13 protein-coding genes and 1 tRNA gene are annotated in these 12,663 nt (G+C 71.3%); 12 read left to right on the top strand and 2 right to left on the bottom strand.

Annotated features, from left to right (window positions below; all coding sequences use genetic code 11):
* From AC792_RS07380 to AC792_RS07355, 6 genes are all read left to right on the top strand, one after another.
* On the top strand, positions 1–1,416 hold a 1,416-nt coding region (locus tag AC792_RS07380), incomplete at its 5' end, for a 3-oxoacyl-ACP reductase (RefSeq protein WP_442853607.1).
* Complete coding sequence (locus tag AC792_RS07375) at positions 1,413–2,330, top strand: MaoC/PaaZ C-terminal domain-containing protein (protein WP_049829916.1); 918 nt, start codon at positions 1,413–1,415, stop codon at positions 2,328–2,330. The genes AC792_RS07380 and AC792_RS07375, both read left to right, overlap by 4 nt.
* A 68-nt stretch (positions 2,331–2,398) precedes the next feature.
* Complete coding sequence (locus AC792_RS07370) at positions 2,399–3,631, top strand: kynureninase (RefSeq protein WP_049829915.1); 1,233 nt, start codon at positions 2,399–2,401, stop codon at positions 3,629–3,631.
* 147 nt (positions 3,632–3,778) lie between these two features.
* Positions 3,779–3,862 (top strand) — tRNA-Leu (locus AC792_RS07365).
* A gap of 121 nt (positions 3,863–3,983) precedes the next feature.
* Positions 3,984–5,285 (top strand): M20/M25/M40 family metallo-hydrolase, encoded by a 1,302-nt coding sequence (locus AC792_RS07360; protein ID WP_049829914.1) that lies wholly within the window; start codon positions 3,984–3,986, stop codon positions 5,283–5,285.
* Between the two features lie 13 nt (positions 5,286–5,298).
* Positions 5,299–6,468 carry an acyl-CoA dehydrogenase family protein gene (locus AC792_RS07355; protein ID WP_049829913.1) on the top strand — a complete coding sequence of 390 codons (1,170 nt, stop codon included), beginning with the start codon at positions 5,299–5,301 and terminating at the stop codon, positions 6,466–6,468.
* 27 nt (positions 6,469–6,495) lie between these two features.
* On the opposite strand, the gene AC792_RS07350 is transcribed toward AC792_RS07355, so the two are convergent.
* On the bottom strand, positions 6,496–6,729 hold the full coding sequence (locus AC792_RS07350) for a DUF5703 family protein (RefSeq protein WP_049829912.1): 234 nt from the start codon (positions 6,727–6,729) through the stop codon (positions 6,496–6,498).
* Between the two features lie 41 nt (positions 6,730–6,770).
* Here AC792_RS07350 and AC792_RS07345 point away from each other — a divergent pair, with 41 nt between their 5' ends.
* The 3 genes from AC792_RS07345 (at position 6,771) to mshC (ending at position 9,321) form a co-directional block, all read left to right on the top strand.
* On the top strand, positions 6,771–7,064 hold the full coding sequence (locus AC792_RS07345) for a hypothetical protein (RefSeq protein WP_049829911.1): 294 nt from the start codon (positions 6,771–6,773) through the stop codon (positions 7,062–7,064).
* Between the two features lie 137 nt (positions 7,065–7,201).
* A complete protein-coding gene (locus AC792_RS07340; RefSeq protein ID WP_049829910.1) occupies positions 7,202–8,026 on the top strand; it encodes an undecaprenyl-diphosphate phosphatase in 825 nt (274 codons plus the stop codon).
* Positions 8,027–8,049: 23 nt separating this feature from the next.
* Positions 8,050–9,321 carry a cysteine--1-D-myo-inosityl 2-amino-2-deoxy-alpha-D-glucopyranoside ligase gene (mshC, locus tag AC792_RS07335; protein ID WP_049829909.1) on the top strand — a complete coding sequence of 424 codons (1,272 nt, stop codon included), beginning with the start codon at positions 8,050–8,052 and terminating at the stop codon, positions 9,319–9,321.
* Positions 9,322–9,408: 87 nt separating this feature from the next.
* On the opposite strand, the gene AC792_RS07330 is transcribed toward mshC, so the two are convergent.
* A complete protein-coding gene (locus AC792_RS07330) occupies positions 9,409–10,308 on the bottom strand; it encodes a PAC2 family protein (RefSeq protein ID WP_442853606.1) in 900 nt (299 codons plus the stop codon).
* Between the two features lie 97 nt (positions 10,309–10,405).
* On the opposite strand from AC792_RS07330, the gene AC792_RS07325 reads away from it, so the two are divergent.
* From AC792_RS07325 to AC792_RS07315, 3 genes are all read left to right on the top strand, one after another.
* The gene (locus AC792_RS07325) at positions 10,406–11,212 is read left to right on the top strand and encodes an HAD family hydrolase (protein WP_082177555.1); all 807 of its coding nucleotides are present in this window, start codon (positions 10,406–10,408) and stop codon (positions 11,210–11,212) included.
* A complete protein-coding gene (locus AC792_RS07320; RefSeq protein WP_049829907.1) occupies positions 11,205–12,350 on the top strand; it encodes a site-2 protease family protein in 1,146 nt (381 codons plus the stop codon). Before AC792_RS07325 ends, AC792_RS07320 begins: the two co-directional genes overlap by 8 nt.
* 89 nt (positions 12,351–12,439) lie before the next feature.
* Positions 12,440–12,634: a hypothetical protein gene (locus AC792_RS07315; RefSeq protein WP_049829906.1), complete on the top strand. Its 195-nt coding sequence runs from the start codon at positions 12,440–12,442 to the stop codon at positions 12,632–12,634.
* Positions 12,635–12,663: the final 29 nt, after the last annotated feature.

Here is a 12,663-nt window from a genome sequence, read left to right as displayed (position 1 = left end):
CCCCTGATGCGCCGCCGGCGGCCGGGGCGTCGTCGCGATCCTCGTGGGGCGCACCCGATGACCGACGCCTACCTGGACCTCGTCAACACGCCCCTGCCCGGCAGGATCGCCAAGCGCCTCGGCCTGCCGCGCCCCTCCGTGCTCCGCCGTTACGCCCCCGGAGAGCCGATCGCCACCCATCCGGTCCTCGTGGCGGGCTCGGGAGCCGGAGCGGATGCGCTCGCCGAGGTGCTGCTCGGATGGGACGTGGAGGTACGCCGCCACGTGCTGCCGGGCGAGAAGCTGAGCGCCGCCGTCCTCGTGCTGGACACCGTGTCCGCGCCCGCCGACCTCGCGGCACCCATGCTCGAACTCGGCCAGGCCGTGCGGCTGCTGGCCCCGGGGGGCCGCGTGGTGGGGATCCTCCGCTCCTCCGCCGACACCGCGGATCCCGCCGCGGCAGCGGCACGGCAGGGGGTCGACGGCGCGCTGCGCTCCGTGGCCCACGAACTCCGGGGCGGGGCCACCGCCAACGGCATCATCCTGCGCGGGACGGCGTCCACCACGGATCCCACCACCCTCGGGACCCTGCGCTTCCTCCTCTCGGGCAGGAGCGCATACGTGGACGGGCAGTTCGTGGAGGTGACGGACGTGCCGGCCGCGAAGCTCGCGACCACCGACGGCGACGACCTCTCCGGGCAGCCCCTCGCCGGAAGGACCGCCGTGGTCACCGGTGCGGCCCGCGGGATCGGCGCGAAGATCGCCGAGGTACTGGCACGCGACGGCGCCCGGGTGGTGGCCGTGGACGTCCCGGCCGCCGGTGAGCAGCTCGCCGCGGTGGCCAACCGGGTGGGCGGCACTGCCCTGCAGCTGGACATCACCGCGCCCGACGCCGCCGCACGCATCCTCGAGCACGTGGGGCAGCGCCACGGGGTGCTGGACGCCGTGGTGCACAACGCGGGCATCACCCGGGACAAGCTCCTCGCCAACATGGACGCGGCACGCTGGGACTCCGTGATCGCGGTGAACATCGCCTCGCAGCTGCGCATGAACGAGGACCTCCTGGCCTCCTCCGTGTTCTCGGACACCGGTCGGATCGTGAGTCTCGCCTCGACCAGCGGGATCGCCGGGAACCGGGGGCAGACCAACTACGCGGCCTCCAAGGCCGGGGTGATCGGCATGGTGCGGGCGCAGGCGGCGGCGTTCGACGCCGGGACCCGCACCATCAACGCCGTGGCGCCCGGCTTCATCGAGACGGAGATGACGGGCAGGATCCCGCCGCTGCGGCGGCAGGTGGCACGGCGCCTGAGCAGCCTGCAGCAGGGTGGGCTCCCCGTGGACGTGGCCGAGACCATCGCGTTCCTCGCCTCCGACGACGCCGCCGGGATCAACGGCCAGGTGGTCCGGGTGTGCGGGCAGAACCTGGTGGGCGCATGAGCGGGGAGGCCACCACCCTGCCGGAGATCCCGAGGCTGCCGGAGCTGTACCGGGACGCCGTCGGCCTCGCCGTCCGGCGGAAGCTCGGGCGCACCGCAGGGCCCACCACGCTGCCGGACGCATGTCACCTCGTGACGGGCGTGCGGGCGGATCCCGGCGCCCTGACCCGCTTCCAGCACCTGCTCGGTGCCGCGGTGCGCGATCAGCTCCCCTCCGCCTACGTGCACACCCTGGCGTTCCCGGTGGCCATGAGCGTGCTCGCCCGCGCCGACTTCCCGCTGCCCCTGCTCGGGATGGTGCACCTCAGCAACGAGGTGCACCAGGAGCGCCAGCTCGGTGCGTCCGAGGAGCTCGACGTCGCCGCCCACGCGGAGGACCTGCGGCCCCACGCCGCCGGCACGCAGGTGGACGTGGTCACGGAGGTGAGCGTCTCCGGCGAGCGCCTGTGGACCGGCAGGTCCGTGTACCTGGCCCGCGGCGTCCGGCTGGGGCGCGCCGACAGCGGGGGAAGCGCACGGGCCGAGCCGCGCGCCGAGTTCACGGCGCCGGTGCCCACCGGGCGCTGGAGGCTCGACGCCGGCACCGGGTGCCGCTACGCGGCGGTCTCCGGGGACTGGAACCCGATCCACCTCAGCGGGCCCACGGCGAAGGTGCTCGGCATGAAGGGGACGATCGCCCACGGCATGTACCTGGCGGCGCGCATGGTGGACCAGGCGGTGCCCGCGCCGGCCGGTGCCCTGTCCTGGCGCATCGACTTCGCGGCCCCTGTCCTGCTGCCGGGCACGGTGACGACGTCGTTCTCCCGTGTCCCGTACGGGGACGGGGAGCGGGTCGGGGTGACGGGCTGGTCGAGCAAACGGAACCGGCCGCACTTCACCGGCTGGGTGAGTACGGCGGTCGGCATCAGCTCCTGACCTCCACGGCTCCTGACCATCACGGACCGTGGCCATCACGAACCGTGCGGACCTGGGAGACTGGGCCCATGACCGGCTTCAGCCTCTTCGACCGCGCGGCCGCCCTCGACGCCGCTGACCCCCTGGCTCCGTACCGCGGGCACTTCCTTGGCGCCGAGGACCCCGCGGTCCGCTCCTACCTGGACGGCAACTCGCTGGGGCGCCCGCTGCGCGCCACCCTGGACAACCTCACCGCGTTCGTCACCGACCAGTGGGGCGGGCGGCTCATCCGCGGCTGGGACGAGGGGTGGCTGTCCCTGCCCGAGCAGCTCGGCGACCGGCTGGGCCGCGTGGCCCTCGGCGCCGCCCCGGGGCAGTGCGTGGTGGCGGACTCCACCACCGTGCTGCTGTACAAACTGGCGCGCGCGGCGGTCGCGGCCCGCCCGGAGCGCACGGAGATCGTGATCGACCGCGACAACTTCCCCACGGACCGCTTCGTCGTGGAGGGCATCGCCCGCGAGCGCGGTCTCACCGTCCGCTGGGTGGACGTGGCGTACGACGCCGGCGCCACCCCCGCGGACGTCGCCGGCGTGGTGGGGGAGAACACCGCCCTGGTGCTGCTCAGCCACGTGGCCTACCGCTCGGGGTTCGTGGCCGACGTCCCGGCCATCACCGCACTGGTGCACGACGCCGGTGCCCTCATCCTGTGGGATCTCAGCCACTCCGTGGGGTCCGTCCCCGCCGAGCTCGACGCCTGGGGTGTGGACTTCGCCGCGGGCTGCAGCTACAAGTACCTCAACGGTGGGCCGGGAGCCCCCGCCTGGGCCTACGCGGCCCGGCGGCACCTGCCCACGCTCGACCAGCCGATCCCCGGATGGTTGGGCAGCGCCGACCCGTTCGCCATGGGCTCCGAGTACCGTCCGGCGGACGGCATCCGCAGGCTGGTCTCCGGGACACCGCCGATCGTGGGGATGCTCGCGATCCGGGACATGCTCGCCCTGCTCGAGGAGGTGGGCATGGCTGCGGTCCGAGAGAAGTCCGAGCTCCTGACCGCCTTCGCCGTGGAGGCGACCGATCACCTGCTCGCCCCCTCCGGCGTCAACCTCACCTCCCCGCGCTCCCCGGAACACCGCGGCGGCCACATCACCATCGACCACCCGGCCTTCGCCGGCATGGTCCCCGGGCTCTGGCAGGAGGGAATCATCCCGGACTACCGCAACCCGAACGGCATCCGGCTGGGACTCTCGCCGCTCTCGACGTCGTTCCACGAGGTCGCGGTGGCACTCGAGGCCATCACCACCCGGCTGGCGGACGGGACGTAGCTCCGGGGAAGCCCGTTCCCCGGCTCACGCCGGGTGGAGGCAGCCCGCGGGGACCGGACGCGAGCGGACCGATGTCAGAACTGGTCCGAAGCCGTGTTAGAGTATTTCTCGTTGCTTTCGCCGGTCACGGCCGCGAAAACACCACCCGCGCGGGTGGCGGAATGGCAGACGCGCTAGCTTGAGGTGCTAGTCCTCTTATTGAGGGTGGGGGTTCAAGTCCCCCTCCGCGCACGGTGAGGCCCCCGGTCAGAGTTATCTGGCCGGGGGCCTTCTCGTTCTCCCGGGCCCGGATCTCCCCACCGGTGCTCCTCTCGGTAGGCTGGCAGCAGGAACCACTACCGAGGAGGACCACATGGGCATCCCACCCGAGGATGAAGTCGTCAGGATCTGCCAGGAACTCATCCGGATCGACACCTCGAACTTCGGCGACAACGTCGGCCCGGGGGAGCGGCTCGCCGCCGAGTACACCGCAGGCCTCATCGAGGAGGTGGGCCTGACCACGCAGCTCTTCGAGTCCGCACCCGGACGCACCTCGGTGCTCACCCGCATGGAGGGCTCCGACTCCTCCCTCCCCGCCCTCGTGGTGCACGGACACCTCGACGTCGTCCCCGCCCAGAAGGAGGACTGGACGGTCGATCCCTTCGGCGGCGAGGAGAAGGACGGCCTCATCTGGGGTCGCGGCGCCGTGGACATGAAGGACATGGACGCCATGATCCTGTCGGTGCTGCGCTCCATGCAGCGCGACGGCGTGAAGCCGAAGCGCGACCTCATCTTCGGGTTCTTCGCCGACGAGGAGGCCGGTGGCTCCTACGGCGCGTCCTGGCTGGTGGACAACAAGCCCGAGGTCTTCGAGGGTGCCACCGAGGCCATCTCGGAGGTGGGCGGGTTCTCCGCGACCATCGGCGGCCAGCGCACCTACCTGCTGCAGACGGCGGAGAAGGGCATCTCCTGGCTCCGGCTCGTGGCCCACGGCCGTGCCGGTCACGGCTCGCAGATCAACACGGACAACGCCGTCACCGCCCTGGCCCGCGCCGTCACTCGGGTGGGTGAGTACACCTGGCCGATCGAGCTCACACCCACCACGCGGCAGTTCCTCGACGGCGTCACCGAGCTCACCGGCGTCGAGTTCGACCCCGAGAACCCGGACATCATCCTCGAGGAACTCGGCACCGTGGCGCGCTTCGTCGGGGCGACCCTGCAGAACACCGCGAACCCCACGCTGCTCAAGGGCGGCTACAAGCACAACGTGATCCCGGGGACGGCCGAGGCGCTGATCGACGTGCGGACCCTCCCGGGCCAGCAGGACCAGGTCCTCGAGATCATCCGCGAGCTCGCCGGCGAGCACGTGGAGGTCAGCTACGAGCACAAGGACACCTCCCTCGAGGTCCCCTTCTCCGGGAACCTCGTGGACTCCATGATCGACGCCCTGCACTCCGAGGACCCGGGCGCCAAGGTCCTGCCGTACACCCTCTCCGGTGGCACCGACAACAAGTCGCTGAGCCGTCTCGGCATCACCGGGTACGGGTTCGCGCCCCTGCAGCTGCCGGACGAGCTGGACTTCACGGGCATGTTCCACGGTGTGGACGAGCGCGTCCCCACCGAGTCGCTCCGCTTCGGCGCCAAGGTGCTCTCCCGCCTGCTCACCACGTACTGACCGGGGGCACGGGATGACGACGCCGGACGCCGCGGGCGGGCCGCTCCTACCGCCGGAACTCCTCGAGCGGTTCCGGGCCCGGGCCGCGGGGTACGACGCCGCCAACACCTTCTTCGCCGAGGACTTCGCGGACCTCGTGGAGCGCGGGTACCTGACCCAGCTCGTCGACGTGGCACCGGGGGACGACGGCGGGATGCGGCAGGCGTCGAAGGCGCAGCGGCTCCTGGCGAGCGCCGCGCCCGCCACGGCCCTCGGTGTGAACATGCACCTGGTGTGGACGGCGGTGGCGGGACTCCTGGCGGACCGCGGCGACACCTCGCTCCGGTTCGTCCAGGACGAGGCCGCGCGCGGTGAGGTGTTCGCCTTCGGGATCTCGGAGCCGGGCAACGATGCCGTGCTGTTCGACTCCCGCACGCGGGTCGATCTACTGCCCGACGGCGGCTACGGCTACACCGGGACCAAGGTGTTCACGAGTCTCTCCCCGGTGTGGACGCGTCTCGGGATCTTCGGGAAGCTCAAGGGCCGGGACGGCGGACCCGACACGATCCTGCACGCCTTCGTGCCCCGCGGCACGCCCGGCGTCGAGATCGTGGAGGACTGGGATCCCCTGGGGATGCGGGCCACGCAGTCCCACACCACCCGCCTCGACGGGGTCCGGGTGGAGGCCGACGCGGTGTTCCGGACCCTGCCGGTGGGACCGAACCGGGACCTCCTGGTGTTCGGGATCTTCGCCGCGTTCGAGACCCTCGTCGCCTCGGTGTACCTGGGGATCGCGGACCGGTCGCTCGACCTCGCCGTGCAGGCCCTCTCGCAGCGGAGGTCGCACCAGGCGGACCGTCCGCTGTCGCAGGACCCGGTGCTCAGGGACCGGCTCGCGACGGTGGCGATGCAGCGGACGGCGGCGGACGCCGAACTGCGGGGCGTCGTCCTCGATCTCGACTCCCGCGCCGACGCCGGGTCCGCGTGGTTCCCGCGGCTCGTGACGCTGAAGACCCACGCCGTCGAGTGTGCCGTCGCGGCGACGTCGGCCGCCCTGCACGTGGGGGGAGGGTCAGCGTTCCGCGCCTCTGCGGAAATCACGCGTCTCCACCGCGACGCGCTGGCCGGCCAGTTCCATCCCTCCACCGAGGAGTCGGCCCGCGCCACGGTCGCCACCGCTTTGCTCGGCCCGCCCGGGAGCTGACGACGCCGCCGGTGCCGGGCCGCGGGACTACGCGGTGCGCTCCACCCGCAGCACCTTCCGGCGCAACCAGTACCTGCGGCTCCCGCCGATGTAGATGCAACTCCGTTCCAGCTCCCACTTGCCGTACTCGGCGTGGTCGGTGAGGAGTTTCCGCGCCGCGGGCAGCGGTTCGCCGGCATGCACGGTGAGCACCAGGTACTCGTACTGGCGCCCGTAGTCCCGCTCCCGGGCGGCGGTCGCGTTCAGAAAATGTTCTCGCATGTCCCTCCAATTCGGCTCACATTACCGCTAACGTCTACTCCATGAGCTTAGATCCGCGCGTTGCGCTCCAGTCCCTCGTCGCGGCGCTCGAAGAGCACCTTGCGGCATCGGCATCACGGCGCCACGAGGACGATCCCGCGGTGGAGACGGCGTACCTGGGCATCGCGGACGCGTTCGAGGCCTACGAGGAGGCGCTCTACGACTCCTACGGTGAGGTCACCCCGCTGGAGATGTACGACGACGACGACGACGACGACGATGATGACGACGACGACGCGGATGACGGGTCCGACGACGCCGTATCCGACAGGCCCGCATCGGACCTCCGCACCTGATCCTCGCTCCACCCGCTGCGGAGGCCTGATCCGTACGCCGCCGGGTGGACCACGGTGCGGGGCCTCGGCCCGACGCCGACATCGCGCACCGCCCGGCCTCGGTCCTGCCCCCGGCCGCATGGCTTAGGGTCAGAAGCGTGAATTGGATAGAAGCAGCGTTCCTGGGACTGGTCCAGGGCATCACCGAGTTCCTCCCCGTCTCCTCCAGCGCCCATCTGCGCATCGTGGGGGAGTTCCTCCCCAACGCCCAGGATCCCGGGGCAGCGTTCACGGCGATCACCCAGCTCGGTACCGAGACCGCCGTCGTCGTCTTCTTCTGGCGTGACATCGTGCGCATCGTCAAGGCCTGGTTCGGGTCGCTCGCGGGCAAGGTGCCGCGGAACGATCCGGACGTGCGGATGGGGTGGCTGGTGATCCTGGGTAGCGTGCCGATCGTGGTGCTGGGCCTGTTGTTCCAGGACCAGATCGAGAGCACCTTCCGCAGCATGTGGATCGTGGCCACCATGCTGATCGTCTTCGGTCTCATCCTGGCGATCGCCGAGTACGTGGGGCGCCAGAGCCGTGAACTCCCCGAGCTCACCTACCGGCACGGCATCCTCTTCGGTCTCGCACAGGCGCTCGCGCTGGTCCCCGGCGTCTCACGGTCCGGCGGTACCATCACCGCGGGCCTCCTCATGGGGTACACGCGTGAGGCGGCGGCCCGGTACTCCTTCCTCCTGGCCATCCCAGCGGTCTTCGGCAGCGGGGTGTTCCAGCTCGTCAAGAGCTACGACGAGCAGGGGCCGTTCACCCTCCCCGAGACCGCACTGGCGACGCTCGTGGCGTTCCTCGTCGGGTTCGCGATCATCGGCTGGTTCCTGCGCTTCGTGACCACGCGCGGCTACGGCCTGTTCGTCTGGTACAGGATCCTGCTGGGTGTGGGCCTGTACCTGCTGCTCGGGTTCGGCGTCATCAGCGCCTGACGCCGGGACGTAGAGTAGGGCGAGTGATTGCGTGGAACTCGGCCCCCGTCCCCGAACTCGTCGGAACCTCAGCTGGGGTCCGGTTGTTCGACACCGCCCTCGGATCCGTGACGGAGCTCGCGGCCGGGAAGGAGCGCAGCCTCTACGTCTGCGGCATCACCCCGTACGACGCCACCCACCTGGGGCACGCCTCCACGTACGTGACCTTCGACCTGCTGAACCGCACCTGGCGGGACTCCGGCGCCGCGGTCTCCTACGTGCAGAACGTCACGGACGTCGATGATCCGCTGCTGGAGCGCGCCACCGCCACCGGCGTCGACTGGCAGGACCTGGCGGCCGACCAGATCGCCCTCTTCCGCGAGGACATGGAAGCCCTGAACGTCCTCGCACCCGACCACTTCATCGGCGCCGTCGAGGCCGTCGGGTGGATCGTCCCGGTGGTCGAGGACCTGCTGCAGCGGGGGCTCGCCTACACCGTGCCGGGAGAGGGGGGCGAGCCCGACGGCGACGTCTACTTCTCGCTGGACACGGTGGCCGGTGCCCGCACCGATGATCCGGCACGCTGGTTCCTCGGCCAGGTCTCGCACCTGGATGCGGAGACCATGCTGAAGCTCTCCGCGGAACGCGGCGGCGACCCCGCCCGACCCCACAAGCAGAACGCGCTCGATCCGCTGCTGTGGCGTGCCGCCCGCCCCGGGGAGCCCACCTGGCAGGGAGGAGCGCTCGGCGAGGGGCGTCCCGGGTGGCACATCGAGTGCGCCGTCATCTCCCGGCGTTTCCTGCCGGCGCCCTTCACCGTGCAGGGCGGCGGCTCCGACCTCGTGTTCCCGCACCACGAGATGAGCGCCTCCCACGCCTGGGCCGCGAGCGGCACCCCCCTGGCCCAGCACTACGCCCACGCCGGAATGGTGGGTTACGAGGGGGAGAAGATGAGCAAGTCACGGGGCAACCTGGTGCTCGTCTCAAAGCTCCGCCGCGCGGGCGTGGACCCGGCCGCCGTCCGCCTGGCGATCCTCGCCCACCACTACCGCTCCGACTGGTCGTGGACGGACGAGGTGCTGACGCAGGCCCAGGATCGGTTCGCGACGTGGCGCGCCGCAGCGGTCCGGGCGACGGCCGCGGAGGTGGACGACGTCCGGGAGCGGATCCGGGAACACCTCGCGGACGATCTCGACGCACCCTCGGCGCTCGCCGCGGTGGACACGCTGGCCGCCTCCGTGCAGGAGCGCGAGGACGACGGCGACGGGCGGGGTCTCGCCGTCGTCCTCGACGCCCTGCTGGGCATCCGGCTCTGACCAACCCCTCCGGCGGAGGGAGCGAGAGGGACCCGACGAAGGAGCGGCCGACGCCGGGGACTCCTTCCCGGGCGATACGGGAAGGACCTACTGCTCGCGGCGGCGCTTCTTCAGATACCGCTCGAACTCCCGGGCGATCGACTCCCCACTGGCCTCGGGCAGATCCACGGTGTCCTTCGCCTCCTCCAGCTGCCGCACGTACGCGGCGACCTCGGGGTCCTCGGTGGCGAGTTCGTCCACGCCCCGCTCCCACGCCTCCGACTCCTCGGTGAGCACGTGGGTCTCCACGCTGATCTGAAGCAGCTCCTCGAGCTTGTTCAGCACCGCCAGCTGCGCCTTGGGTGACGGCGACTGCCCCACGTAGTGCGGTACGGCGGCCCAGAGGGACATGGTGGGGATGTCCGCCAGCAGGCCCATCTCGGCCAGCACCCCGACGATCCCGATCGGTCCCTCGTAGGTGGAGGGATCCACCTCGAGGCTCTCCCGGACCAGGGGGTCGTCGGAGGTCACCGTCACCGGGATGGGGCGGGTGTGCGGCACGTCGGCGAGCAGGGCACCGACCAGGAGGATGCAGTCCACCTCGAGTTCCTTGGCGAGGGCCACCAGCTCCGCCGTGTAGGCGCGCCACTTGTAGGACGGTTCCACCCCGTTGACCAGGATCAGGTCCAGGTTGGCGTCCGGGACCACCGCCTTGCTGATGCGCGTGTTCGGCCACTTGATACGACGTTGACCGGACGAGGTGCGCTTGATCATGGGCCGGGTGAACTGGAAGTCGTAGAACTCGTCGGCGTCGATGGTGGAGATCCGCTCGCTGCCGAAGAACCGGCCGAGGTACTTGAGCGCATCACTGGCGGCTTCCCCGGCGTCGTTCCAGCCCTCGAAGGCCGCGAGCATGATGGTGATCCGACGCTCGGGGGCGTCGGCGTCCTGGAAGAGGTCCTGTACGCCGCTCGGCGGGTTCACTTCGAAGCTGTCCACGAAGTTCACCCTAGACCCCGCCGTGCAGCCATGTCAGGCGAGGCGCGGGCGCTACGCGGAGAGCTGACGTCCGGCCGTGTCAAGGGGTCACCGTAGACTTGGGCGCATGGTCAACCAGCTCGTCGGCAGCACCCCGGCGCCTCCCGTCAGCGCACCCCGACCCGACGGCACGGCCCCGGGAACGCCATCCAGGACGCTGCAGGGCGTGCTATGGGACATGGACGGGACGATCGTGGACACCGAGCCCTACTGGATCCGCGCCGAGAAGGACCTCGTGGAGTCCTTCGGGGGGACCTGGACCAGCGAGCAGGCCTCCACCCTCGTGGGCCAGGCGCTCGAGTACTCGGCCGGTCAGCTGCAGCGGGCCGGGGTGGGCATGACCGTCCGCGGCATCATCGACCACCTCATCGGGCAGGTCGCCGAGGCCGTCCGCGTATCCGTGCCGTGGCGGCCGGGAGCCCGCGAGCTCCTCGCCGCACTGCAGGAGCAGGGTATCCCCTGCGTCATGGTCACCATGTCGGAGCAGCTCCTGGCCGCCGAGGTGGCAGCACAGCTCCCGCCCGGGACCTTCACCCACCTCGTGACCGGGGACCGCGTGAACGCGGGGAAACCGGATCCCGAGGCCTACCAGCTGGGCTTCGACCTGCTGGCCGCCGACCACCCGGACCTCACCAAGCGCACGGTGGTGGCCATCGAGGACTCGCTCCCCGGTGTCACCTCCGCCCTCGCCGCGGGCCTCGTCACCCTCGCCGTGCCCCACTTCGTCGCGCTGCCGCCGGACCCGGCCCGGACGGACTGGGACACCCTGGCAGGACGCACCCCCGCGGATCTCGCCGACCTGCTCCCGCCCCCGCACGGGGCCCCCGGTGCAACTGCCTCCGACAGCACCGCGGACGGTCGCCCGGATGAGTGAGCCACGGGCCGGGCGGAACGCCGTCCGACCCGGCATCTCCCTGGGCAGCATCGGGGGCGTCCCGGTGGTCCTGGCCTGGTCGTGGTTCGCCATCACCGGACTCATCGTCGTCCTCTTCGGGCCGACCATCCGGGAGTCGTTCCCCCGGATCGGCGCGGCGTCCTACGCCGTGGCCCTCGGGTACGCGCTGCTCCTCGCGGTGTCCGTGCTCGTCCACGAGCTCGCGCACGCGCTCACGGCCCGCGCCTTCGGCTGGCCCCTCCCCCGGATCGTGCTGACCCTCTGGGGCGGGCCCACCCAGTTCGCGAGCTTCAACTCCTCACCCGGACGCTCCCTCCTGGTGGCGCTCGCGGGACCCGCCGCGAACTTCGGCATCGCAGGCCTCGGCTGGTTGCTCCTCCAGCTCCTCACCCCGGGCAGCATCTCCTCCACCCTCGTCTTCGTCATGGTCTGGGCCAATCTCCTGCTCGCGGTGTTCAACGCGCTGCCCGGTCTGCCGCTGGACGGCGGACGGCTCGTGGAGAGCCTGGTCTGGCGGGCCACGGGCAGCCAGGACAGGGGAACCGTGGCCGCCGGCTGGGCGGGCAGGATCATCGTGATCCTCCTCCTCGGCGGGGTGGTCGGGGTCCCGCTGGTGCAGGGCCGCGGACCGGACGTCGTCCTGATCGTCCTCGCCGTGGTCATGGGCGCGTTCCTGTGGATGGGGGCGACGGCGGCGATCGAGAACGCCCGCATGCGCCTGCGGCTGCCCGCCATCAGCGCCGGACGCCTGCAGCAGCCCGCCGTGGGACTCCCGGCCGACACCACGGTGCAGACTGCCCGCAGGCTCCTCCGCGAGCATCCCGGTGCCGCGATCGTCCTCACCGGCAGCACGGGTCGACCGGAGGCGGTGGTGGACGAGGGCGCGCTGCTGGCCGTCCCCGAGGACGCCACGCCGTCCACCCCGGTCAGGGCGACGGCACGCAGGCTCGCCGCCGGCGCCTACGTCCCGGAGCACGCCGAGGGGCAGGAACTGGTGCAGTTCCTCGCGCGGCTGGAAGGCAGCGAGTACGCCGTCGTCAGCAAGCAGGGCACCGTCACGGGTCTGCTCCACCAGCGCACCGTGGTGCAGGCCATCACGGGCAGGAACGCACCCTAGAACCACGTGTCGCACCGGTCCTCACCACCGGTGGGAACACCCTCCACCACGTCCACGCCGGTCCTGCCGGCCCACGCCGAAGGATCCCCATGAACACCACCCCCACCCCCGCCGAAGAGATCCGATACGCCCCCGAGTTAACCGCCGAAGCCCGACGCACCACCGCGATACCCACCTGGAACACCCCCTACAACTACCAGCGAGCACATTCTCCGATCGGGAACCAACCCCCAGCCACACGCCTGCACGACAGCGTCGCCAACGTCATGACACAGAACATCTAGCCGCGGTCGGCGTACTCCTGCCGCAGCTC

This window comes from Arthrobacter sp. RIT-PI-e (assembly GCF_001187915.1).
Classification (GTDB): Bacteria; Actinomycetota; Actinomycetes; order Actinomycetales; family Micrococcaceae; genus Arthrobacter_D.
The sequence above is the reverse complement of the archived record's forward strand: the minus strand, read 5'-3'. Positions and strand labels throughout refer to the sequence as shown.